Annotated in this window: 20 protein-coding genes; 13 read left to right on the top strand and 7 right to left on the bottom strand. The window is 70.5% G+C overall.

Annotation, left to right across the window (positions count from 1 at the left end; translation table 11 throughout):
* Window position 1 precedes the first annotated feature (1 nt).
* From ABZS71_RS21590 to ABZS71_RS21580, 3 genes are read right to left on the bottom strand one after another with little or no spacing between them, the layout of a single operon-like run.
* Window positions 2-253 (bottom strand): phosphopantetheine-binding protein, encoded by a 252-nt coding sequence (locus ABZS71_RS21590; RefSeq protein ID WP_355847618.1) that lies wholly within the window; start codon window positions 251-253, stop codon window positions 2-4.
* A gap of 27 nt (window positions 254-280) precedes the next feature.
* Window positions 281-1216, bottom strand: a complete 936-nt coding sequence (locus ABZS71_RS21585; RefSeq protein WP_356212432.1) for an acyltransferase domain-containing protein — start codon at window positions 1214-1216, stop codon at window positions 281-283.
* A gap of 49 nt (window positions 1217-1265) precedes the next feature.
* Window positions 1266-2162: a proline iminopeptidase-family hydrolase gene (locus ABZS71_RS21580; protein ID WP_356212429.1), complete on the bottom strand. Its 897-nt coding sequence runs from the start codon at window positions 2160-2162 to the stop codon at window positions 1266-1268.
* Window positions 2163-2502: 340 nt separating this feature from the next.
* On the opposite strand from ABZS71_RS21580, the gene ABZS71_RS21575 reads away from it, so the two are divergent.
* The 3 genes from ABZS71_RS21575 to ABZS71_RS21565 all read left to right on the top strand — a co-directional run bounded on the left by ABZS71_RS21575 (window position 2503) and on the right by ABZS71_RS21565 (window position 5259).
* The gene (locus ABZS71_RS21575; RefSeq protein ID WP_356212426.1) at window positions 2503-3729 is read left to right on the top strand and encodes a cytochrome P450; all 1227 of its coding nucleotides are present in this window, start codon (window positions 2503-2505) and stop codon (window positions 3727-3729) included.
* Window positions 3730-3792: 63 nt separating this feature from the next.
* A complete protein-coding gene (locus tag ABZS71_RS21570) occupies window positions 3793-5025 on the top strand; it encodes a cytochrome P450 (protein WP_356212423.1) in 1233 nt (410 codons plus the stop codon).
* A 42-nt stretch (window positions 5026-5067) separates the two neighbouring features.
* Window positions 5068-5259, top strand: coding sequence for a ferredoxin (locus ABZS71_RS21565; protein WP_355847488.1), 192 nt, complete (start codon window positions 5068-5070; stop codon window positions 5257-5259).
* Window positions 5260-5347: 88 nt separating this feature from the next.
* On the opposite strand, the gene ABZS71_RS21560 is transcribed toward ABZS71_RS21565, so the two are convergent.
* Both ABZS71_RS21560 and ABZS71_RS21555 read right to left on the bottom strand, forming a co-directional pair.
* Window positions 5348-5491 carry a hypothetical protein gene (locus ABZS71_RS21560; protein WP_356212420.1) on the bottom strand — a complete coding sequence of 48 codons (144 nt, stop codon included), beginning with the start codon at window positions 5489-5491 and terminating at the stop codon, window positions 5348-5350.
* 12 nt (window positions 5492-5503) lie between these two features.
* Window positions 5504-6706, bottom strand: a complete 1203-nt coding sequence (locus ABZS71_RS21555) for an MFS transporter (protein ID WP_356212417.1) — start codon at window positions 6704-6706, stop codon at window positions 5504-5506.
* Window positions 6707-6865: 159 nt separating this feature from the next.
* On the opposite strand from ABZS71_RS21555, the gene ABZS71_RS21550 reads away from it, so the two are divergent.
* Together ABZS71_RS21550 and ABZS71_RS21545 are read left to right on the top strand one after the other, a co-directional pair.
* Window positions 6866-7873, top strand: coding sequence for an alpha/beta hydrolase (locus tag ABZS71_RS21550; protein WP_356212414.1), 1008 nt, complete (start codon window positions 6866-6868; stop codon window positions 7871-7873).
* 210 nt (window positions 7874-8083) lie between these two features.
* On the top strand, window positions 8084-9145 hold the full coding sequence (locus tag ABZS71_RS21545) for a mechanosensitive ion channel family protein (RefSeq protein ID WP_356212411.1): 1062 nt from the start codon (window positions 8084-8086) through the stop codon (window positions 9143-9145).
* 5 nt (window positions 9146-9150) lie between these two features.
* Here ABZS71_RS21545 and ABZS71_RS21540 read toward each other — a convergent pair whose 3' ends face one another.
* Together ABZS71_RS21540 and ABZS71_RS21535 are read right to left on the bottom strand one after the other, a co-directional pair.
* Entirely contained in the window at window positions 9151-9867 is a 717-nt protein-coding gene (locus ABZS71_RS21540; protein ID WP_356212408.1) for a response regulator transcription factor, read from the bottom strand.
* Complete coding sequence (locus tag ABZS71_RS21535) at window positions 9864-11135, bottom strand: sensor histidine kinase (protein ID WP_356212406.1); 1272 nt, start codon at window positions 11133-11135, stop codon at window positions 9864-9866. Before ABZS71_RS21535 ends, ABZS71_RS21540 begins: the two co-directional genes overlap by 4 nt.
* Window positions 11136-11359: 224 nt before the next feature.
* On the opposite strand from ABZS71_RS21535, the gene ABZS71_RS21530 reads away from it, so the two are divergent.
* The 8 genes from ABZS71_RS21530 to ABZS71_RS21495 form a co-directional block, all read left to right on the top strand.
* Window positions 11360-12148, top strand: coding sequence for a class I SAM-dependent methyltransferase (locus ABZS71_RS21530; protein ID WP_356212403.1), 789 nt, complete (start codon window positions 11360-11362; stop codon window positions 12146-12148).
* A 319-nt stretch (window positions 12149-12467) separates the two neighbouring features.
* Window positions 12468-12659 carry a putative ATP-grasp-modified RiPP gene (gene tgmA / locus ABZS71_RS21525; RefSeq protein ID WP_355847621.1) on the top strand — a complete coding sequence of 64 codons (192 nt, stop codon included), beginning with the start codon at window positions 12468-12470 and terminating at the stop codon, window positions 12657-12659.
* A 14-nt stretch (window positions 12660-12673) separates the two neighbouring features.
* Window positions 12674-13615, top strand: a complete 942-nt coding sequence (gene tgmB / locus ABZS71_RS21520; protein ID WP_356212401.1) for an ATP-grasp ribosomal peptide maturase — start codon at window positions 12674-12676, stop codon at window positions 13613-13615.
* A gap of 694 nt (window positions 13616-14309) precedes the next feature.
* Complete coding sequence (locus ABZS71_RS21515; protein WP_356212399.1) at window positions 14310-16145, top strand: glycoside hydrolase family 15 protein; 1836 nt, start codon at window positions 14310-14312, stop codon at window positions 16143-16145.
* A gap of 94 nt (window positions 16146-16239) precedes the next feature.
* Window positions 16240-16866 carry a DUF1266 domain-containing protein gene (locus ABZS71_RS21510; RefSeq protein WP_356212397.1) on the top strand — a complete coding sequence of 209 codons (627 nt, stop codon included), beginning with the start codon at window positions 16240-16242 and terminating at the stop codon, window positions 16864-16866.
* Between the two features lie 133 nt (window positions 16867-16999).
* Window positions 17000-20377: a pyruvate carboxylase gene (locus ABZS71_RS21505; RefSeq protein WP_356212394.1), complete on the top strand. Its 3378-nt coding sequence runs from the start codon at window positions 17000-17002 to the stop codon at window positions 20375-20377.
* Between the two features lie 727 nt (window positions 20378-21104).
* Window positions 21105-22238, top strand: coding sequence for an epoxide hydrolase (locus ABZS71_RS21500; RefSeq protein WP_356212392.1), 1134 nt, complete (start codon window positions 21105-21107; stop codon window positions 22236-22238).
* A gap of 409 nt (window positions 22239-22647) precedes the next feature.
* Window positions 22648-23085 (top strand): amidase domain-containing protein (locus ABZS71_RS21495; protein WP_356212390.1); only part of this gene is annotated, 438 nt, incomplete at its 3' end.

The raw sequence follows: 23085 nt of genomic DNA, 5'->3' as shown, positions 1-23085 counted from the left end.
CCTAACCCGCGGTGCGGGGCAGCATGCTCTCCACGGTCTTCCACAGGACGCCGGCGCTTTCGAACGTCTCCATGGTCAGCGCGCCGTCGAGGAAGCGTACCGAGTAGGCCTGCTCCAGGGTTCCGAGCAGCTGCACCATGCCCAGCGAGTCCAGTCCCAGATCGCGCAGCTTGACGTCGCCGGCCAGCGGCTCACCCGGGGGCAGGAAGGGAAGGTAGGTGCGCAGGATCTCTTCGAACTGGTCGTCCCACATCATGACTCCAAGGGCCTTGAGGAATGGTCAGGCGACGACGGGTCGGCGCCGCGGTGTCATCGCACGCCGCGGATGGGCGGCGATGACCTCGAAGTTGCTGGTCGTACAGGGGACCCGGCCGAACAGGCTGTCCGGGCCGGCGACGCAGAGCCGCTTGGCGCCGAAGCGCTTCAGGGCGTCCACGACGCGGGGCCAGTCGAGGGGACGGACGATGCTGTCGAGCAGCATCGTCCGCAGGTCCTCCGCCGTGCGCAGCAGCCGGCCGTCCTGGTCGGCGACGACCGGCAGCCGCGGGTCGGCGAAGTCGAACGTGGACAGCACCTCCCGCTCGGCCTTGTCCCGCAGCCCGGCGAAGGCGGCGGCATGCAGGGGCGGGCGCATGGTGTACAGCGGCATGCCACCGACCGCGCGCAGCCGGTTCTCCATCCACTCCACGCGGGCCTCGGGCAGCGAGACCATGGCGAAGCCCTCGTCGACGTAGCAGGAGATGTCGTGCCACTCCCCCTCCGCGTCCAGCTCGGCGAGGATCTCGGCCAGTCTCACCTCGGGGGTGCGGACGAAGGAGAGGGTGACTTTGTCCTTGTGCTCCTGCGCGAAGTACTCGTCCATGCAGCGCGCCAACTCGGCGGTCATCCGCACCGCCTCATGTGCGGGCAGCGCCCCGGTGAAGGCGATCGCGGCCTTCTCGCCGAAGCTGGGGCCGGCGCAGATGTCCGGTTCGATGCCGAGGGCCTCCCGCGCCCAGGAGGCGGAGGCCAGGCAGTTCACCAGGAAGGCGACCTGCGCCGCCTCGGAGTAGTCGCCCTCGGCCTGGCGGAAGGTGTCGACCAGCGAGTAGCCGAGAACGTCGTCGGCGATGGCGACCAGTTCCCTGGCGAACGGGTTGACGACCATGAACCTGCCGACATCGGTGAAGGCGGAAGGGCCCATACCGGGAAAGACGAGAGCCGTTGCGGATCCCATGGATTCCGTTCCTCGCTTCTGTTCTGTACGGGTCTTCTCTGCACAGCCTTCACAGGCCCTTCAGGAAATCGATCAACACTTCGGTGAACCGCTCGGGCTCCTCCAGATGCGGAAGGTGGCTGGAGTTCTCGAAGATCTCCCAGCGCGCACCGGGGATACGGTCGGCGAACGGCCGCATGCACACCGGGGTGGCCTCGTCGTGGCGGCCGCTGATCAGCAGCGTGGGCGTCCGGATCGCGTCGAGCCCGTCCTCGATCGACCAGTCCTTGAGGGTGCCGATCACATGGAACTCATTGGGGCCGTTCATCGTGGAGTACACCGTCGGGTCGTTGTAGATCTCCATGAACGAGGAGAGGAAGTCCCGCGGCCACGGCTGGATCCGGCACACATGGCGGTCGTAGAAGACCCGCATCGCGGCCAGGTACTCCTCCGTGTCGTAGGTGCCCGCCTCCTCGTGGCGCACCAGGGTTCGCTGCACCTCGGGCGGCAGCCGCTCCCGCAGCACCGCCATCTCGCCGAGCCACACCGGGTACGACGCGGGCGCGTTGGCGACCACCAGACCGCGCAGCCCGGCCGGCCGGTTCATGGCGTGCGAGGCGCACAGCGGTCCGCCCCACGACTGCCCGAACAGGACGTAGCCGTCCGCCACGCCGAGCTCCGTGATCAGGTTGTCCAGCTCGGCGAGGAAGAGGTCCACCGTCCAGAAGTCGGCGCCCTTGTCCGGCAGATGGGTCGATCCGCCGTTGCCCAGCTGGTCGTAGTGGATGACCGGCCAGCCCTCGTCGGCGAGGGACGCCAGGCTCAGCAGGTAGTCATGGGTGCTGCCCGGCCCGCCGTGCACGGCGATGACGGCAGGCTTGCCCGCTCCCAGGTCGCCGGTGACCCGGTACCAGGTCCGGTACTCCCCGAAGGGGACGGTTCCCTTCGCGCTGGGGTCCGGGGACACGGTGAACCACCTCACTCGACAGACGGGGTGACAGACGGGCCGGGGGCAGGGATACACGGAACCGTGATCCGGCTTCGACGCTAACGCGGGCCCTCGGCCGAGCTGGACCCCTAGCCGCCCCTAGCCGCTCGGGCCGGCCGGCCGGCCGCGCCACCGGCCGCCACCCGTGCGCACGGTGCTGGGGCCACTAGGGGTGTGGTGTGCGGCGGCCGGTGAATAGCGTGCGAGAAGCGGTCCATGGGGGCGCGCCCATGCCGCCTCGGGCGCCCGTTTCCCCGTCCCGCGCGTACTCCCCTTACCCGTTCCGGCGCGCACCACGTATCGAGTTCGAGAGGGCACCATGACCCCATCCGCCGATCAGCACGAGGCCGTGCCTCCGGAGTTCCCGATGACGCGCTCCTGCCCGTTCAGCCCGCCGGAGCAGTACGCGAAGCTGCGCGAGAGTGAGCCGGTCTCCCGCGCGACCCTCAAGGTCAACGGCAAGCCCGCCTGGCTGGTCACCACCCACGAGCACGTCAAGAAGGTGCTCGGCGACTCACGGGTGACCGCGAACCTCAAGCTGCCCGGCTACCCGCTGCAGGTTCCGGTTCCGGAGGAGATGCTGCAGGCGGTCCCGCTGACCTTCCTGTCGATGGACCCGCCGGAGCACACGGTCCAGCGCCGCATGCTGGCCCCGGAGTTCGGCCTGCGCCGGATGCGCGCGCTGCGCGAGCGGGTCCAGCAGATCGTGGACGTGCAGATCGACGAGATGCTCGCCACGGGCGGGCCGGTGGACCTGGTGAAGGCGCTCGCGCTGCCCGTGCCGTCCCATGTGATCTGCGAACTGCTGGGCGTCCCCTACGAGGACCACCCGCGGTTCGAGGAGTGGGCCTGGGCGATCATGAACCACGAGATCAGCGAGGAGGACCGCGGGCGCGCCCACTACGAGCTGGACCGGTATGTGGACGGGCTGGTCACCGCCAAGGAGTCCGAGCCCGGCGACGACATGATCAGCCGGCTGATCGAGCAGAACCGCGCGGAGCCGGCGGTCGAGCACTCCGACATCGTGAGCATGGCCCGGCTGATGCTGGTCACCGGCCATGAGACCACCGCCAACATGATCGCGCTGGGCACGCTGGCGCTGCTGGAGAACCCCGAGCAGCTGAAGGCCGTCAAGGAGGACGCCGAGCTGCTGCCCAAGGCGGTCGAGGAGCTGCTGCGCTTCTTCAGCATCTCCGACTCCGGCACCGCGCGCGTGGCGCTTGAGGACATCGAGATCGGCGGTGTCACCATCCGCGCCGGTGAGGGCATCCTGCCGCTCAACAACTCGGCCAACCACGACGAGTCCGTCTTCCCGGAGGCCGACACCCTCGACTTCCACCGCAAGGAGGCCCGCAGCCACCTCGCCTTCGGCTACGGCATCCACCAGTGCATCGGCCAGAACCTCGCCCGGCTCGAACTCGAGATCGTGTACGGCACGCTCTTCCGCCGCATCCCCGAGCTGCGGCCGGCCGCTCCCCTGAGCGAGCTGAAGTTCAAGGACGACGCCATGGTCTACGGCGTCTACGAGCTGCCCGTCACCTGGTAACCGCGGTATCTCCCCCGTCCACCCCAAGAGCCCGTACACCCACGAAGAGTTCGAGAGGGCGCCATGACCCAGTCTGCCGACCAGGCCCCCGAGGCGGCGCGGCATCCGCAGTTCCCGATGCGGCGCACCTGTCCGTTCAGCCCGCCGCGGGAGTACGCGGAGCTGCGCAGGGACGAGCCGGTGTCCCACGCGACCCTCAAGGTGAACGGCAAGCCCACCTGGCTGGTCACCACCCACGAGCACGTCAAGAAGGTGCTCGGTGACGCACGGGTGAGCTCGAATCTGAAGCTGCCCGGATATCCGCACCAGTTCCACATCCCCGAGGAGATGCTGCGGCAGGTCCGGCTGATGCTGCTGTCGATGGACCCGCCGGATCACACCGCGCAGCGCCGGATGCTGATCCCCGAGTTCACCGCGCGCCGGGTCAAGGAGATGCGCCCGCGCGTCCAGGAGATCGTCGACGAGCGCATCGACGCGATGCTCGCGACCGGCGGCCCGGTGGACCTGGTGTCCGCGCTGGCGCTGCCCGTGCCGTCCCTCGTCATCTGCGAACTGCTCGGTGTCCCCTACGAGGACCACCAGCAGTTCGAGGAGTGGTCGGCGAACATGATGAACCACGACCTCTCCCCGGAGGAGTACGGCGCCTCGGTGGCGGGCCTCGACGCCTATCTGGACAAGCTCGTCACGATGAAGGAGAACGCGCCGGGCGACGATCTGATCAGCAGGTTCATCGAGAAGAACCGCGAAGAGCAGATCGCCGACCACATCGACATCGTGACCATGGCCCGGCTGATGCTGGTCGGCGGCCATGAGACCACCGCCAACATGATCTCGCTCGGGGTGTTGGCGCTGCTGGAACATCCCGAACACCGGGAAGCCATCACCAACGACCCCGCTCTGCTGCCGGGGGCGATCGAGGAGCTGCTGCGCACCTTCAGCATCTCCGACTCGGGCACCGCGCGCGTGGCGCTTGAGGACATAGACCTCGACGGCACCGTCATCCGCGCGGGTGAGGGCATCCTCGCCCTCAACAACTCCGCCAACCACGACGAGGCGGTCTTCCAGAACCCCGACACGATCGACATCCGCCGCAAGGAGGCCCGTAGCCATCTCGCCTTCGGCTACGGCATCCACCAGTGCATCGGCGCCAACCTCGCCCGGGTGGAGCTGGAGGTCGTCTACGGCACCCTGCTGCGCCGTATCCCCGGCCTGCGGCTCGCCACCCCGCTGGAGAAGCTGCGGTTCAAGGACGACGCCATGGTCTACGGCGTCTACGAGCTGCCCGTCGCCTGGTGACGACGACGGTGACGACGACCCACCGAGCGAAGGACCGACTTCATGCGCGTCAGCATCGACTCCAACAGGTGTGTGGGGGCCGGCCAGTGTGCGATGTTCGCGCCTGACGTCTTCGACCAGGGCGAGGACGGCATCGTCGTCCTGCTCCAGGAGGAGCCGCCCGAGAGCACGCTCGAGGACGTGCGCCAGGCGGCCACCTTGTGCCCGGCCCAGCTCATCCGGCTCTCCGTGTAGGCCCGGCGCCCGTAGCCGGCATGCGGCGCGGCCCGGATACGTACGGTACGTATCCGGGCCGCGCACTGTGTGCCGTCGCTGTGTGCCGTCAGGGGCGGGGGCCGGCGATGCCCTCGGCCCGCTGGACGAACTGCGGCAGCCACTCCTCGAAGCTGACCTTGCCGATGAACTCCGCCGCCATCTTCGCGTCCTCGCCGACCGGCACATGCAGGGGCGTGTCCGGATTCTCCACGGCGGCATGGGTTCACCGGGTACGGGATGCCCCGGCAGCGGGTCGCAGCAGCCGGAGCAGGGTGGCCGCCGCGAGCAGCGCCACACAGCCGGTGAAGATCAGGCCCGCGGACCGCGGGCCGACCGCGACGGACAGCGCCCCCACCCCGATCACGGGGATCGAGATCGCCAGATACATCAGCACGAACAGCGCCGAGGTGACTTCCGCGCGCCGGTCGGCCGGGCTCCGCCGGGTCACCACGGCCACGGCCGCGTGGAACGACAGCCCCTGTCCGGCCCCCGCCACCACCGCTCCCACCACCAGCAGGGGCAGCGACGCCGCGGCCAACGAGCCCGCGATGGCGGCCATGCCCGCCACCAGCACCGCGCATCCCCCGGGCAGCGACCGCCGCTCGCCCAGCCGCCGCGCCAGCAGCTGCCCGGCGATGGACATGGCGAACACCGAGAACACCACGGCACCGGCCACGGCCAGGTTCCGCTCCCCCTCCACCTCGCGCAGGAAGATCGGCGTGACCGAGGTGAACAGCCCCAGCGTCGCGAACCCGGCGAACCCCGCCATGGCCGCGGCCACGAACGTCGAGCGCATCTCCCGGGGCACCCGCAGCCGCTGCGGCCGCAGCGGCGGACGGCTCGTGGCCCGTACGGTCTCCGGGACCGCCAACACCCCGGCGGCGGCCACCGCCACCAGCGCCAGGTCCACCAGGAACACCAGCCGCAGCGGCGTCGGCGCGTACTGCGCCAGCACCCCGGTCAGCAGCGGTCCCAAGCCGAGGCCACCCAGGTTGGCCACCGTCGCGACGAGCGTGGCGGCACCGCGCCACCGCGCGGGCGCCAGTTCGATCACGGCCACGGTGGCGGTCCCGGTGACCAGGCCGGCGGAGAGCCCGGAGAGGGTACGTCCCGTGAAGAGCAGCGGCAGCCCGTCGGCATACAGGAAACACACCGCGCTCGCCGCGGTCAGCGCCAGCGCGGCCAGCAGCACGGGCCGTCGGCCGACGAAGTCGGACACATGGCCGAACAGCAGCAGGGCCACGATGACCCCCAGTGCGTAGACGGCGAAGATCACCGTCACCGTGAACGAGGAGAAGCCCCACCGCCGCTGATAGAGCTCGTACAGGGGCGTGGGCAGTGTCGTGCCGCACATGGCGATCACAAAGGCGTAGGCGGCCGCGAGGAACGGCCATCCGCGGTCCATGGCGTACCGACGAGTCCCCATGCCGCATGATTCCACCACAAAAGGGGCGGGTACGGGGTGCGGTGGCCGTCGCCGTCCGCCGGTTTGCCGGACCGGCAACAATCCTCGCCCCGAGGTGGCGGCGACCGCATGATCGTGGCGGGGCCGATCGCGATGCCCCCGCCGTATCGAGGAGGACGCATGCCGCAGCCCACCCCTTCGCCCGCGCCGGTGCCGGACGCGCGGCACCGGCTGGTCGGGGTCCCCGGTGGCCGGATTCATCTGGTGGAGCAGGGCACCGGCCCCCTGGTCCTCCTGGTCCACGGCTTTCCCGAGTCGTGGTATTCGTGGCGCCGCCAGCTCCCGGCGATCGCCGCCGCGGGCTTCCGTGCGGTGGCCCTCGACGTACGCGGCTACGGCCGGTCGTCGGCGCCGCGCGCGGTGGACGCCTACCGGATGACGGCCCATGTCGCCGACAACTCCGGGGTCGTACGGGCCCTCGGCGAGGAGACCGCGATCGTCGTGGGCCATGACTGGGGCTCGCCCATCGCCGCCAACTCGGCACTGCTGAGGCCCGATGTCTTCACCGCCGTGGGGCTGCTGAGTGTCCCGTACGCGCCCCGGGGCGGCCCCCGGCCCACCGACGCCTTCGCCCGGATCGGCGGGGCCGAGGAATTCTACGTCGGCTACTTCCAGACCCCGGGCCGAGCGGAGGCGGAGATCGAGCCCGATGTCCGGGGCTGGCTCGCGGGGTTCTACGCCGGGCTCTCGGCCGACACCATGCCCCCGGGCGGCGAGGACAGCCTGTTCTTCGCGCCCGAGGGCGGCATGCTCCGCGACCGTTTCCCCACCGGTGCCCTGCCGTCCTGGCTCAGCGAGGCCGACCTCGATGTCTACGCCGGGGAGTTCGAGCGGACCGGGCTGACCGGGGGTCTGAACCGCTACCGCAATGTCGACCGGGACTGGGAGGATCTCGCCGCCTGGGACGGGGCGCCGATCACCCAGCCCTCACTCTTCATCGGCGGGGCGCTGGACGCCTCCACCACCTGGATGTCCGACGCCATCAAGGCGTTCCCCACCACCCTGCCCGGTCTGGTCTCCTCGCATCTCCTCGACGGCTGCGGCCACTGGGTCCAGCAGGAACGCGCCGACGAGGTCAACGGGCTGCTGGTGGACTGGCTGCGCTCGCTGGCCGGTTACGAGGGGTAGCCTCCCGCACCGTCACGAGCCGGTCGCCGCATGCGGCAGGATGGCAGCTTACGCCGGGGCCGTACACACGTTCCCCGGCGCAGCCCGTACATCCCATGCTCGAACAGGTGAGAACGTGACCCCACACAACTCCAGACCGGACGCCGCCTTGGCGACGGCGCGCCGCACGTCCGTTTCTGACGCGCTCTCCGGCCCTCGGGGCGGTGACCGGTGAACCGGGCGCTCACCTTGCATGACGTCATCATCGTCGGCGCCGCGCTGATCTGCGGCGCGGCCGGGGGTGTGCTGCTGCGCGTGGCGCTGCGCTGGCTGGGCGAGCGAGCGAGCCGCACGCGGTGGAGCGGCGACGACATCATCGTCGACACGCTGCGCTCGCTGGCCCCGTGGGCGGCGATGGCCGCCGGCGCGTCGGCCGCGGCTGCCGCGCTGCCGCTGACCCCCACGGTCGGACACGACGTCAACCAGACGCTGGTCGCCGTGCTCATCCTGGTCACCACGGTCACGGCGGCGCGGGTGGTGGCCGATGTGGTGCGGTCCCTGGCGCTGTCCCGGTCCGGAGTGGCGGGATCGGCCACCATATTCGTCAACATCACGCGGATCGCGGTGCTGGCGATGGGCGTGCTCATTCTGCTGGAGACCCTCGGCGTCTCGATCGCTCCGCTGCTCACCGCGCTGGGCGTGGGCGGTCTGGCGGTCGCGCTGGCCCTGCAGGACACCTTGGCCAATCTGTTCGCGGGCGTGCACATTCTCGCCTCGAAGACGGTGCAGCCCGGCCATTACATCCGGCTCAGCAGCGGTGAGGAGGGGTATGTGGTCGACATCAACTGGCGCAATACGGCGGTGCGCCAGCTGTCGGACAACCTCGTCATCATCCCGAACGCCAAGCTCGGCAATACCATCATGACCAACTATCACCAGCCGCAACAGCAGATGTCGGTCATGGTGCAGGCGCGCGTCGGCTACGGAAGCGATCTGGACCATGTGGAGCGGGTGACGATCGAGGTCGCCGGAAAGGTGATGGCCGATGTCCAGGGCGGTGTCATCGACCACGAGACAGCCGTCCGCTTCCACACCTTCGGGGAGTCCGGCATCGACTTCTCGGTGTTCCTGCGGGCCCTGGAGTTCAGCGACCAGTACCTCATCAAGCATGAGTTCATGAAGGAGCTGCACCGCCGCTTCCGAGCCGAGGGCATCGAGATCCCCCTGCCGACCCGCACCCTCGTCCTGCCCGAACAGGACCGGCCGCCGCTGCCCGGCCTGCCCGCGATCTGACACCGTCACGGCAGCAGCCGGCGCTCCGTGGCGACCGCCACCGCCCCGGCCCGGGTCTCGACCCCCAACTTGCCGTAGATCCGCCCCAGGTGGGTCTTGACGGTGGCCTCGCTGATGAACAGGGCCCGGGCGATCTCCCGGTTGCCCAGGCCGCGCGCCAGCTGCCGGAGGATGTCGCGTTCCCGCTCGGACAGGCCCGGGCGCGGGCTGCGCATCCGGGCCAGCACCCGGTCGGCGACCGGTGCCGACAGCGCGGTACGGCCGGAGGCGGCGTTCCGGATCGCCGTGAACAGCTCCTCCGGCCGCTCGGCCTTGAGCAGATAGCCGGTGGCACCGGCCTCGATGGCACGGGTGATGTCCGCGTCGGTGTCGAACATGGTGAGCACCAGGACGCGTGGTCCGCGGGCGCCCGCCGTCCCCGTCCCCGGCGCCGCGGTGCCGGCGCCGCCGCCGTCGCCGCCGCCGTCGCCGTCGCCGGAGACCAGCCGCCGCGTAGCCGTCACCCCGTCCATACCGTCCCCGAGCTGCAGGTCCATCAGCACCACATCGGGCCGGAGCCGGGCGGCCATGGCGAGGGCCTCCTCGCCGCTGCCCGCCTCGCCGACCACCTCGATGCCGTCGGTGCTGGCCAGCAGCGCACGCAGCCCGGCACGCACCACGGCGTGGTCGTCGCAGAGCAGCAGCCGGATGGCGGGGGCGGACGGGGACGGGGACGGGCTCATGACGCGGCCTCCACAGTGCTCTCGGGGACGAGCGGGGCGAGGGGGGCGACGGCGTCCAAGGGCATCGCCGCCGACACGACGGTCCCCTCCCCCGGCGCGGACTCGACGGTGAGCGTGCCGCCCAACTGCCGCGTCCGGACCCGCATGGCCGGCAGCCCGTGGCCGCGCGTCCGGTCCGCTCCGGGAGCCGGGACGGCGTCCGCGTCGAAGCCTCGGCCGTCATCGGCGATGTCCAGGCAGATCTGGTCGCCCATGCAGGTCAGGGTGAGCGCGGCCCGCGTCGCCCCGGCGTGCTCGCGCACATTGGCCAGGGCGCCCTGGGCGATGCGCAGCAGCGCCGCCTCCACCCGCTCCGGCAGCGGGCCGAGGGAGCCGTCGAGCCGGAAGTCCACCGCCGGCCCCGCGCCGCTCTCGCGCTGAGCGAGCGCGCTCAGCGCCTGGGCGAGGGAGGACTCGGCGAGCTCGGCCGGGGCCAGATCGTGGACGAACCGACGGGCCTCGGCGAGGCTGCGGGAGGCGATCTCGGCCGCGTCGCGCATATGCCCGCGGGCCGCCCGCGGGTCCGTGTCCCAGGTGCGGTCGGCGGCCTGCAGCAGCATCCGCTGGCTGGACAGGCCCTGCGCGAGGGTGTCATGGATCTCGGTGGACAGCCGCTGGCGCTCCGCCAGGATCCCCGCCCGCCGCTCGGTGGCGGCCAGATCGCGGCGGGTACGGACCAGATCGTCGATCAGGACGCGCTGCCGGGCCGACTGGCGCCGCAGATGGATCAGGACGGCGGAGGCGACCGCGGCGATGGCCGGCGGGGCGATCACCGCGTTGGGGTCGAACCCGTCGTGCATGAACCGCAGTTTGGAGGCGACGACCAGCGCAGTGAGCCCGGCGGCCAGCGGCACCGCGGTCCGGGTGGACAGGGTGTGCAGACCGGTGAAGAAGAGCGGCATGGCGCACCATGCGGCGCTCGGCGCGAGGACGAGCAGCCCGCCCCAGGCGGCCAGCACCGCGCCCAGCCAGGCCAGACAGCGGGCGGGGACCCGGGCACCGGGGCGCGGTGCGGGGGCCAGCCGCCGGCCGAGCGGATAGAGCGCCCCGAAGGCCGCGAACAGGGCGACGACCCAGCCGGTCGGCGCACCGCCCGTGTCCCGGATCAGATAGCGGGCCAGCGAGGACCCCAGTAGCAGGAAGAACGCGATGTGCAGGACCGCCGTCAGCCACCGCCCGTCCGGATCGTCCCGTCCGGGCTCCCCGACCGCCGTGACCGCTGATCGCACCGCCGGCCCCTCCTCGTCTCTTCCGGTTTTCTCCTTCCGTCAGTCCTAACGGGCCGGGCGGGGCGCCGCATCATCCGATCGGTTGATGCCCGCGTCACCCGGACCCCCTCCGCACCGGGGCCGGTTCGCCGACGGCCGGCTCCCGCTTCCCCGCAGAGGCTGGTACCGACCCGCCGCGCGGTGAGCCAGAGCCGCGTCCGCACCACGACAAGAGAGAATTCCGCATGCCCGTCAGGAACGTCACCGTCAACCGCGCCGCCTTCGGCCACCGCGTCGCCTACGCCCTGCGCCACCCCGACCGGGTACCGCGCCATCTGGTCCGTGCCGCCCGGGACGCCTGGCTGCGCTACCGCCGGCCGGATCACATCTCCTACTACCGCGCGGTGATGCGGTCCGACACCCGCAGCAGCCCGGACGCGGCGGTCGGCAGTCCCAGCCGCGAGCGCTGGCTGGCGCTGGGCGCGATGCAGTTCGACTATCTCCTCGGCCATGGCCTGCGGCCGGAGCACCGGATGCTGGAGATCGGATGCGGCAATCTGCGGGCGGGCTGGCGGTTCATCGGCCATCTCGAGCCGGGGAACTACTACGGCATCGACATCTCGCCCGAGATCCTCGCCGCCGCGCAGGACACACTGGTGCGCCAGGGGCTGCAGGACCGCCTTCCCACGCTGACCCCGGTCCGCGATCTGACGCTGCGGTTCCTGCCCGACGCGCATTTCGACGTGGTGCACGCGCACAGCGTCTTCTCGCACTCTCCGCTGCCGGTCATCGAGGAGTGCCTGGCCCATGTCGGCCGCATCCTGGCGCCGGACGGCTGGTTCGACTTCACCTTCGACCGCACGGAGGGCGCCGAGCACCAGGTGCTGCGGGAGGACTTCTACTACCGCACCGAGACGCTCATCGCCCTGGCGGAGAAGCACGGCCTCGCGGCCCGGTTCATGGCGGACTGGGAGGAACTGCCGCACGGCCAGTCCAAAATCCGCGTCACCCACCGTCCGGACGACGGGTCGTAGCGGCCCCTGTCGGAGCCGCCGGCACTCCGGGCGCGGCGGCCCTCACCGCGGCGGTACGCGCGGGGCTCATCGATGCGGGGTCGGGGTCGATGAGCCGCGCGCCCGGCCCCCTGGATGGCCGCCGAATGTACGATCACCTTTACCTCGCTCATATGTTGGCGTTCGCCCACTCTGCCGACGCACTCCGTCGACGTCGGATCGTTCGTGTGACGCACTTCATATCAACACAGACACCGCAGATAGTGAGTCTCTAACATTTATAGTACGTACTGTTGCGTGATGGAGAGAAGAATTTATGGAGCCCCCCAAGAGGTCACTCATGCAGCCCTTCGTACTGAACCACGCAATCCCGGTGGAAGAGTCGCCGGTCAGCGTTCCCTACACGTATAACGCCGCCCTGCAGTTGAATGTCCTCTCCGACGGACGCCCCGCCATCGCCGACCGGGCGGTGCTCCTCGCCACCGGTACGACCACATCGACGGCCGGCTCCAAGACGCACTTCGACGACTGACCGACCGCACGTCCATGACCGTACTCATCCTGACCTGCCGCGAGGACGTAACGGCGGACTTGGTGGTAGCCGAGCTACGTCAACAAGGCGTCCCTTTGGTGCGCTTCGATCCGGCCGACCTTCCGGATCAGGCCGCCCTGTCGACGGAATTCGACCGCGGTGACTTCACCGGCTATCTGTCGACCGAGGGACGCCTCGTCAGCATCCATGGACTTCGGTCCATCTGGGTGCGCAGACCCGGCAAGCCGGCGGCGCATGCGGCGGAGCCGTCGGAGTGGCTGACGGCCGAGTGCGGCCAGGCCCTGTACGGGATGCTGTACTCCACGGCGGCACGCTGGATGAACCATCCCGGTGCCGCCGACCCGGCTCGTCACAAACCGTTTCAATTACGGATCGCCCAGCGCAGCGGTTTCGCCGTTCCCCCGACCCTCGTCACCACCTATCCCCGTGCGGCACATGAGTTCGCGGCCCGACTCGGGGACATCGTGGTGAAATCCGCCTCCGGTCCGCCGGCCATCGATCCCCCGGTCGCGCTGCCCACCACCCGCATCGGCCCCGACACGGATTTCTCCGATGTCGCGGCCGGTGCCACCCTTCTCCAGCGCTACATTCCCAAGCGAGCTGACATCCGGCTCATCTGTGTGGGTACGGAGTTGTTCGCCGCACGGAAGATCGCCGCCTCCGGTCAGGTGGACGGGCGCTTCGGCTACCACGGCTTTCACTGGGAGGCCTTGGAGGTGCCCGGTCGCATCGCACGGGCCGTCCTTGAGTACATGGCCCTCACCGGTCTCGCCTACGGGGCCTTCGACTTCGCCGAGGACGCCGACGGGGTCTGGTGGTTTCTGGAGTGCAATCAGGGCGGCCAGTTCGGCTTCGTTGAACTGGAAACCGGTCAGCCGATCGCCGCGGCCGTCGCCTCCTGGCTGGCGGTCCCCCGTGCCGCATATGACAGTTGACCGTGAACGGGATTGCCTCGCTCATCGGAGCGGCACCCCGGAAAGCGTGAATTCCTCATCGACCACTGCGTTTAAATGCACGCGTCAAAAAGCGGGTCCTGGTCGCCGGCCGGGGGCTCGCGGTCACGCCCGCCGATCCGGACTGTACGGCCGCGGCGCTCGGCGCCTCAGGGCGGAGCACCGGGATGGCGGCGGGCCGGCGGCGCTCGTGCTCGACGCCGCCGAGCGGCCGGCGCGGCTGCGCGACGGCGGTTCGCGGGTGCGGCCCGGGGGCGCCGCCGGAACCCTCGCCGATGTCCGGCCCACGCCCCCGAGCCGGTGGCGCCCGACTCCGCGGAGGCGCCGACCGGGCCCTTTGCCGAGGAGCTGGGGCCCGCCGTGCCCGCTCTGCCGTGGCATACGCTGCGGACCCCGCTCGCCGACCTGGCCTCGGCGGCGCTCGGCGGACGTCTGGCACGCCGAGCGGGAGCCGCTGCGGGGCGTGACGCTCGGCGACGTACTGCGGCAACACCGCCAGGTGCGCAAGCCGCTCTCCGACGACCGGCTGAGCGAGCTGCCGGACCGGGCGCCGCGCCGGACCGGCCCCGGCTCAGGAACGGGTGACCGGCGGCCGGGCGCGCACGGCATTCGTCCCCCGAGCCGGTCAGTCGTATCCTGAATCCAGAGCTCCTGCCCCCTCAGCGCGGGAGGTCCGATGACCGCCGCCGAGAGCCTGCGCCCCTGTAAGGGGGACGCGCCCCGCTATCTGCCGATCGCCGAGCACGGACTGATCGGCGATCTGCGGACCGCCGCGCTCGTCGGCACGAACGGGACCATCGACTGGTACTGCTGTGCCCGCTTCGACGCCCCCAGCGTCTTCGCATCGATCCTGGACGCCGACCGCGGCGGGGCGTTCGAGCTGGCCGCGGATGTGCCCGCCCGGACGAAGCAGTTCTACTTCCCCGACACCAATATCCTCATCACCCGGTTCTTCGCGGACGACGGGGTCGGCGAGGTCCAGGACTTCATGCCGATCGTGGACGACTCGCGGGAGGCGGACCGGCACCGGCTGATCCGCCGGGTGCTGTGCGTGCGCGGCTCGCTGCCGTTCACCGCGCGGATCGCGCCCCGGTTCGACTACGGCCGGCAGTCGCATACGGTGAGCGTCCAGCAGGATCATACGGTCTTCGACTCGCCCGATCTCTCCCTCGCGCTGACGTCCAGCGTCACGGTCGAGACCGACGGGCAGGACGCGGTGTCCACGTTCAAGCTGGTCGAGGGCGAGGCCGCGGTCTTCGCACTCGACCGGATCGGCGGCACGGTGCGGCCGCGGACCTGTCCGTTGGCGGAGGCGGAGGAGCTGTTCGACGCCACCGTGCGGTACTGGCGCCGCTGGATCTCCCAGTCCCGCTACCGCGGACGCTGGCGGGAGATGGTGCACCGCTCGGCGCTCACCCTCAAGCTCCTCACCTACGCGCCGACCGGCGCCATCGTGGCGGCCCCGACGACCAGCCTGCCCGAGCGGATCGGCGGCGAGCGCAACTGGGACTACCGGCACGTATGGATCCGCGACGCCGCGTTCTGCATCTACGCGCTGCTGAGGCTCGGCTTCACCCAGGAGGCCGAGGCCTTCGTGCGCTTCCTGTCCGAGGACATCCGCCTGGGGGACGGCCCCAGCGGCCCCCTGCAGATCATGTACGGCATCGACGGCCGCAGCGAACTCACCGAGCAGGAACTCCCTCATCTGGAGGGCCATTTGGGCTCGTCCCCGGTCCGGATCGGCAACGCGGCCGTCACCCAGCTCCAACTGGACATCTACGGAGCGCTGGTGGACTCCCTCTACCTCTACGACAAGTGGGGGCAGCCACTGGCCAGCGAGCACTGGGACACCCTGTGCGATCTGGTCGGCTGGGTCTGCGACAACTGGGACCGGCCGGACATGAGCATCTGGGAGACGCGCGCCGGCCCCCAGCGCTTTCTGTACTCGCAGCTGATGTGCTGGGTCGCGATCGAGCGGGCGATGCGGATCGCCACCCGCCGCGGTCTGCCCTCGGACATGCCCCGCTGGGCACACGCCCGCGACACGATCTACCGCCGGATCATGGAGCGTGGCTGGTCCCCGGAGCGGCGCGCCTTCGTCCAGCGCGAGGGCGAGGACGTGCTCGACGCCTCCGTCCTGATGATGCCGCTGGCCAAGTTCATCTCGCCCACCGATCCGAAGTGGCTGTCCACCCTGGACGCGCTGGGCGAGGAGCTGGTGTCCGACTCCCTGGTCTACCGCTATGACCCCCGGGTGAGCCCGGACGGGCTGCGCGGCGAGGAGGGCACCTTCTCCATCTGCTCGTTCTGGTATGTGGAGGCGCTGGCCCGGGCCGGCCGCGTGGACGATGCCCGGCTGGCCTTCGAGAAGATGCTGACGTATGCCAACCATGTCGGGCTGTACGCGGAGGAGATCGGCCGCACCGGCGAACAGCTCGGCAACTTCCCCCAGGCCTTCACCCATCTCGCCCTCATCAGTGCGGCGTTCAACCTCGACCGGGCGCTGGGCTGAGGGCGCGGCGCGGACGATGGGTTCTGGAGCTGTGGAACTCCATGGCCTGTCACGGCAGGGGCTACAGCCATGAGAAGAGCCGGCTGAAGGAGTGGTGGGGGGCACCAACCGCCAGGAGTGGCGACGCACCCAGGAACTGCTGCTCGGCGCCGAGCTGATCAGTGGCGTCCGGGAATTCGCCCTCGGTGGCCGCCGCTCCCTCGCCCTGGACTTCGCCGGACCCGTCGGGGTCGATCACTGGCGGACGGTGGCCGAGCGCGTACTGCGGCGCAACGCCGCCGAATCCGCCGAGGTCAAGGTCACCCCCGATGGGGTCACCACGGCCGGGCCCCGCGATATCGCCGAGGTCGAGGCCCGGATCACCGGGGTGCAGCGGCTCATCGGCCGGATCGCCCGGTACGAGGCGCGGTTCCGCGCGGACGGGCTGCTGGCGGAGGGGAGGTTCGTCCGCAGCGTGGAGGCGTGGGACTACGGACGGGCCTCGGCGATGGCCCGCTTCGGACTCGGCGCCCGCTACTGCGCCGTCCAGGAGGCCGAGCAGGCCGTCCTCCACGCGAGCCGGGTGGCCCGGACCGCCTACCGCTCCCCCCCCTGCTGCTGTGGGGGCCTCTGCTGGCCGTGGTCCCGGTCGCGTACGGACAGCGGCGGCGCCGGGCGGTGCCGACGCCGGGGATCTCGCGCTGAGCGTCCGAGCTGCCTGGCTGGGGCCGCTCCTGGGTGACGCGGTCATGACACGATGCCCACTCCGTGGTCCGCCCGCGAGAACTGGATCACACAGGGGCGCCCTGTGCGGTACGCGGCAAGTAGTGTCGCCGACACACTTGTGTCGTACCTGGCAGTAGAAGGGATCAGGCATGTTCCGCAAGGTGCTGGTCGCCAACCGTGGAGAGATCGCTATTCGCGCCTTCCGTGCCGGCTATGAGCTGGGCGCGAGAACCGTCGCCGTGTTCCCGCACGAGGATCGCAACTCGTTGCACCGGCTGAAGGCGGACGAGGCGTACGAGATCGGGGAGGCGGGGCACCCGGTGCGGGCCTATCTCTCCGTCGAGGAGATCGTCCGCGCGGCGCGCATGGCGGGTGCGGACGCGGTCTACCCCGGATACGGGTTCCTGTCCGAGAACCCCGACCTCGCGCGCGCGTGCGAGGAGGCGGGGATCACCTTCGTCGGGCCCGGAGCGGAGACGCTGGAGTTGACCGGGAACAAGGCGCGCGCGGTGGCCGCGGCCCGTGCGGCCGGGGTCCCGGTGCTCGGTTCCTCCGAGCCGTCCACCGACGTGGACGAGCTGGTCCGGGCCGCGGACGAGCTCGGCTTCCCGGTGTTCGTCAAGGCGGTCGCGGGTGGCGGCGGGCGCGGGATGCGCAGGGTCGAGGACCGGGAGGTGCTGCGCGAGTCGATCGAGGCGGCGGCGCGCGAGGCCGAGTCCGCGTTCGGCGATCCGACGGTGTTCCTGGAGAAGGCCGTCGTCGAGCCCCGCCATATCGAGGTGCAGATCCTGGCCGACGGCCAGGGCGACGTCATCCATCTGTTCGAGCGGGACTGTTCGCTGCAGCGCCGCCACCAGAAGGTCATCGAGCTGGCGCCCGCACCCAACCTCGACCCGGAGTTGCGGGAGCGGATCTGCTCGGACGCGGTGAAGTTCGCCCGTGAGATCGGCTATCGCAACGCGGGCACGGTGGAATTCCTGCTCGATCGCGACGGCCGCCATGTGTTCATCGAGATGAACCCGCGCATCCAGGTCGAGCACACCGTGACCGAGGAGATCACGGACGTCGATCTGGTCCAGGCACAGCTGCGGATCGCGAGCGGTGAGACCCTCTCCGACCTCGGTCTCTCCCAGGACACCGTCTATCTGCGCGGCGCCGCGCTCCAGTGCCGGATCACCACCGAGGACCCGGCCAACGGCTTCCGCCCGGACACCGGCATGATCAGCGCCTATCGCTCACCGGGCGGCTCGGGGATCCGTCTCGACGGCGGCACCGCCCACGCCGGTACGGAGATCAGCGCACACTTCGACTCGATGCTGGTCAAGCTGACCTGCCGGGGCCGGGACTTCACCACCGCGATCGGCCGCGCCCGGCGCGCCGTGGCCGAGTTCCGGATCCGCGGTGTGGCCACGAACATCCCGTTTCTGCAAGCCGTGTTGGACGATCCGGACTTCCGGGCCGGGCAGGTCACCACGTCCTTCATCGAGCAGCGGCCGCATCTGCTGACCTCACGTCACTCCGCCGACCGCGGCACCAAGCTGCTCACCTATCTCGCCGATGTCACGGTGAACAAGCCCAACGGCGAACGCCCGCGCCTGATCGACGCGACCACCAAGCTGCCGCGGGTGCCCGACACCGAGCCGCCCGCCGGCTCCAAGCAGCGGCTCACCGAACTCGGTCCGGACGGTTTCGCCCGATGGCTGCGTGAGTCGCCGACGATCGGTGTCACCGACACCACCTTCCGGGACGCGCATCAGTCGCTGCTCGCCACCCGGGTCCGTACGAAGGATCTGCTGGCCGTGGCCCCGGTGGTGGCGCAGACCGTGCCACAGCTGCTGTCCCTGGAGTGCTGGGGCGGCGCCACCTACGACGTGGCGCTGCGCTTCCTCGCCGAGGACCCCTGGGAACGCCTGGCCAAGCTGCGCGAAGCCGTACCCAACATCTGTCTGCAGATGCTGCTGCGCGGCCGCAACACCGTGGGCTACACCCCGTACCCGACCGAGGTGACCACCGCCTTCGTCCACGAGGCCACGGCCACCGGTATCGATATCTTCCGGATCTTCGACGCGCTCAACGACGTCGGGCAGATGCGGCCCGCCATCGACGCGGTGCGGGAGACGGGATCCGCGATCGCCGAGGTCGCGCTCTGCTACACCTCCGATCTGTCCGATCCGTCGGAGAAGCTCTACACCCTGGACTACTACCTCCGGCTGGCCGAGCAGATCGTGGCCGCGGGCGCGCATGTGCTGGCCATCAAGGACATGGCGGGGCTGCTGCGCGCCCCGGCGGCGGCGAAGCTCGTGTCCGCGCTGCGCAGGGAGTTCGACCTGCCGGTGCACATTCACACCCATGACACCGCGGGCGGTCAGCTCGCCACCTATCTGGCGGCGATCCAGGCGGGCGCGGACGCGGTGGACGGGGCGGTGGCCTCCATGGCGGGCACCACCTCGCAGCCGTCGCTGTCAGCGATCGTGGCCGCCACGGACCACTCCGAGCGCCCGACCGGGCTGAGCCTTGAAGCGATCGGCGGTCTGGAGCCGTACTGGGAGGCCGTACGCAAGGTCTACGCACCGTTCGAGGCGGGCCTGGCCTCGCCGACGGGGCGCGTGTACCACCATGAGATCCCCGGCGGACAGCTGTCCAATCTGCGCACCCAGGCCATCGCGCTCGGGCTCGGCGACCGCTTCGAGGAGATCGAGGCAACGTACACCGCCGCTGACCGGATCCTCGGCCATCTGGTGAAGGTCACCCCGTCGTCGAAGGTGGTCGGCGACCTCGCGCTGCATCTGGTCGGGGCGGGGGTGTCGCCCGAGGACTTCGAGGCGGAGCCGAACCGGTTCGACATTCCGGACTCGGTCATCGGCTTCCTCCGCGGCGAGTTGGGCAACCCACCGGGCGGATGGCCCGAGCCCTTCCGCAGCAAGGCGCTGGAGGGCCGCGCCGCGCCCAAGCCGGTGGCGCGGGAGCTGTCCGCCGAGGACCGTGAACTGCTGGAGAAGGACCCGCGGGCGACGCTCAACCGGCTGCTGTTCCCCGGTCCGACCATGGAGTTCGACACCCATCGGCAGGCGCACGGCGACACCAGTGTGCTCGACAGCAAGGCGTTCTTCTACGGACTGCGTCCCCGCCAGGAGTACACCGTCGACCTTGAGCCCGGTGTCCGGCTGCTGATCGAGCTGGAGGCCATCGGCGACGCCGACGAGCGCGGTATGCGCACGGTGATGTCCGCGCTCAACGGCCAACTGCGCCCGATCCAGGTGCGGGACCACTCGGCGGCGTCCGACGTGCCGGTGACGGAGAAGGCCGACCGGACCAATCCCGGCCATGTCGCCGCGCCGTTCGCGGGTGTGGTGACACTCGCGGTCACCGAGGGCGACCAGGTCGAGGCGGGCGCCACCGTGGCGACGATCGAGGCGATGAAGATGGAAGCCACCATCGCCGCGCCGAAGAGCGGAACGGTGTCCCGGGTCTCCATCAACGCGATTCAGCAGGTGGAGGGCGGCGACCTCCTCGTCGACCTCGGCTGACGGCCGACGGGGCCAGCGCACGCGCACGCCGCCACCGGCTCCCGGAGGCGGCGGTGCGGGTGTCTCGACGGCGCGGCCGGGCAGCCGGGTGGCCAGCAGCGCGCCGAGCGCGGCCAGGGCCGCGAGGGCGGACAGCGTGGGTCCCATCGCGGAGAGGAAGGCGCCGCCGTTCCAGCGTGGCCCGTCCCCGGGCGGACGGCCGGTGGCGGCGTCCGGCGCGGCGGGGGTCATCAGGGTGGTGGCCGAGGCGACGCCGAGCGTCGGGCCGATGTTCATCGCGGTCTGCTGGAGTCCGCCGGCCACTCCCGCGGTGTCCACGGACGCCTGGTGCACGATGACGGCCGTCGCGGTGACCATCACCGCGGCGAAACCGGCGCCCAGCACCAGGAAGCAACCACCGGTCGCCTCGGCGCCCGACCCCAGGTCGAGACGGGACATCAGCAGGATGCCGAGGGCGACGAGCACCATCCCCGCCACCGCCGTCCGGCGGGGCCCGGCGCTTCAGCACCGCGGCCGCCGGTGCGCCGAGCACCATCATCATGGCGAGCGGCAGCCCCCTCAGACCGCTCTGGAGCCGGGTCCAGCCCGGGGACGTCCTGCATGAAGTACGTGCCGAGGAACAGCGCCCCGAAGAGCGAGGACGAGCAGGTCATCTAGGCCAGAACCTGACCTAGACGGCCTCTACCGTTGGCACACATCGCGACAACTCCCCCGGAGGAGAACCGGCATGAGCCCTGAGATCCGTCCCTTCCGCATCGACATCCCCCAGGCCGATCTGGACGACCTCAACGACCGTCTGGCACACACCCGTTGGCCCCGGGAGCTGCCCGGCGAGGGGTGGAGCCGTGGCGTGCCCGTCGCCTATCTCAAGGAGTTGGCCGACTACTGGCGCGAGGGCTACGAGTGGCGCCGCCACGAGGCGCGGCTGAATGAGTTTCCGCAGTTCATGACCGAGATCGACGGCCAGGACATCCACTTCCTCCATGTGCGCTCGGCCGAGCCCGACGCCCTGCCGCTCCTCCTCACCCACGGCTGGCCCAACTCCTTCGTCGAGTTCACCGATCTCATCGGCCACCTCACCGACCCCCGCGCACACGGCGGCGATCCCGCCCAGGCCTTCCATGTCGTCATCCCCTCGGTCCCCGGCTTCGGCTTCTCCGCACCGCCCCGCGAGACGGGCTGGAACATGGCGCGCGTGGCGCGGATCTGGGCCGAGCTGATGCAGCGCCTCGGCTACGACCGCTACGGCACCCAGGGCGGCGACCTCGGCGCGTATGTCGCCCCGGAAGTGGCCAAGACCGCCCCGGACCAGGTGATCGGCGTCTACGCCATCAGCGGCCTCGGCTTCCCCACGGAGGCCGACTTCCCCGAGCTGACCGACGAGGAGCGAACGGCCTTCGCGGCGCTCCAGGAGGAGGACTGGATGAACGGGGTGGACCACCACACCCTGCTCCGCGCCGCGCCGCAGACCTTCGCCTACGGATGGCACGACTCCCCGGTCGCGGCGCTGGCCTGGATGACACAGAAGTTCAAGGAGTTCACCGCCGCCACGAAACTCCCGGAGCAGCTGATCGACCGCGATCTGCTCCTCACCAATCTCACCCTCTACTGGCTCACCGGAACACTGGGAACCTCCTCCTGGCCCATGTACGACTCCGCCGGCTTCGCCTGGCCCGAGGGCCAACGCGCGGCGCCGACCGGCGTTTACAGCGGCCCGCCCGGAATCCGCCGGCTCGCCGAACGCCACGCCACCATCACCCACTGGCCGCTCGACAACCCGTCCGGCCACCACTTCGTGGCCATGGAGCTACCCGATCGCGTCGCCGCCGACATCCGTGAGTTCTTTGGCACACTCCGCTGAGGAAGGCGGGGTATTCGCACAGGTCAACGAGGAGTTTGCGGCAGGGCGACCGGATGGGCGCGGGGTGCTTCGTCGACTCGTGCCGTGCGTGCGAGTACTGCGCCAGGGGGCTGGAGCAGTACTGCGCGACACCGCCACGATCTGACCGCACCACCGTCCCGCCGCGCCGGCCGGTGGCACCGTCGCGCACGTCAGCGGCGGCGCCCCCGGCCGATTTCATGAACCGGGCATGTCGCTCACAAGATCAGCATTTTTATTCACGACTCCTTCACGATAGGCTCGCGGCGGTGTCAGGTGCATGGTGATGCACCTCACGATGGGAGAGCCTGCCTTGCCCCTTTTCAGCTCCAAGCGCCGCCTATTAGCCGCGCTGACCGCCCCGTTGATGGCGGCGATCACATCCGCGACCGTGAGCCCCGCCATGGCCTACTCGGGCAGCCGCGCCGCGGCGTACGCGGATCAGTACGCGCTCCAGCCGAACAAGCCGGCCTTCCCGGTGTTCGGCGCGGACTGCACCAACTTCGTGTCCCAGTCCGCCCATGTGGGTGGCGGTTATCCGTTCCGCGGAGCCAACACCAACGCCTCCAGCGACAAGGTCTGGTGGATCCGCGGCAGCGGATCCACCAACGACGACTTCAGGTGGTCCAACTCCTGGGGGGCGGCCGACGGCTTCTACCGCTTCCTGCTGGCCGACCAGCCGGGCGGCAAAGCCGGTGGCAGCGCCCCCGGTTCGTCGACCGACTACTGGACGCCCGACAGCCAGAAGACCGGGGACGTGCTCTTCTACGACTGGGGACAGGGCGAGGGCGTCAGCCACGCGGCGATGCAGGTCGGCTACGGCCCCGAC

The sequence above is a fragment of the Streptomyces sp. NPDC005393 genome, from assembly GCF_040606675.1.
In the GTDB taxonomy this organism is placed as follows: domain Bacteria; phylum Actinomycetota; class Actinomycetes; order Streptomycetales; family Streptomycetaceae; genus Streptomyces.
The sequence above is the reverse complement of the archived record's forward strand: the minus strand, read 5'-3'. Positions and strand labels throughout refer to the sequence as shown.

What these genes read in the sequence shown, in the direction of transcription:
- ABZS71_RS21500 (WP_356212392.1), top strand. Translation starts at nt 21,105, where the DNA reads ATGAGCCCTGAGATCCGTCCCTTCCGCATCGACATCCCCCAGGCCGAT.
- ABZS71_RS21565 (WP_355847488.1), top strand. Translation starts at nt 5,068, where the DNA reads ATGCGCGTCAGCATCGACTCCAACAGGTGTGTGGGGGCCGGCCAGTGT.
- ABZS71_RS21570 (WP_356212423.1), top strand. Translation starts at nt 3,793, where the DNA reads ATGACCCAGTCTGCCGACCAGGCCCCCGAGGCGGCGCGGCATCCGCAG.
- ABZS71_RS21540 (WP_356212408.1), bottom strand. Translation starts at nt 9,867, where the DNA reads ATGAGCCCGTCCCCGTCCCCGTCCGCCCCCGCCATCCGGCTGCTGCTC.
- ABZS71_RS21515 (WP_356212399.1), top strand. Translation starts at nt 14,310, where the DNA reads ATGACCGCCGCCGAGAGCCTGCGCCCCTGTAAGGGGGACGCGCCCCGC.
- ABZS71_RS21505 (WP_356212394.1), top strand. Translation starts at nt 17,000, where the DNA reads ATGTTCCGCAAGGTGCTGGTCGCCAACCGTGGAGAGATCGCTATTCGC.
- ABZS71_RS21575 (WP_356212426.1), top strand. Translation starts at nt 2,503, where the DNA reads ATGACCCCATCCGCCGATCAGCACGAGGCCGTGCCTCCGGAGTTCCCG.
- ABZS71_RS21555 (WP_356212417.1), bottom strand. Translation starts at nt 6,706, where the DNA reads ATGGGGACTCGTCGGTACGCCATGGACCGCGGATGGCCGTTCCTCGCG.
- tgmA (WP_355847621.1), top strand. Translation starts at nt 12,468, where the DNA reads ATGCAGCCCTTCGTACTGAACCACGCAATCCCGGTGGAAGAGTCGCCG.
- tgmB (WP_356212401.1), top strand. Translation starts at nt 12,674, where the DNA reads ATGACCGTACTCATCCTGACCTGCCGCGAGGACGTAACGGCGGACTTG.
- ABZS71_RS21550 (WP_356212414.1), top strand. Translation starts at nt 6,866, where the DNA reads ATGCCGCAGCCCACCCCTTCGCCCGCGCCGGTGCCGGACGCGCGGCAC.
- ABZS71_RS21530 (WP_356212403.1), top strand. Translation starts at nt 11,360, where the DNA reads ATGCCCGTCAGGAACGTCACCGTCAACCGCGCCGCCTTCGGCCACCGC.
- ABZS71_RS21585 (WP_356212432.1), bottom strand. Translation starts at nt 1,216, where the DNA reads ATGGGATCCGCAACGGCTCTCGTCTTTCCCGGTATGGGCCCTTCCGCC.
- ABZS71_RS21590 (WP_355847618.1), bottom strand. Translation starts at nt 253, where the DNA reads ATGTGGGACGACCAGTTCGAAGAGATCCTGCGCACCTACCTTCCCTTC.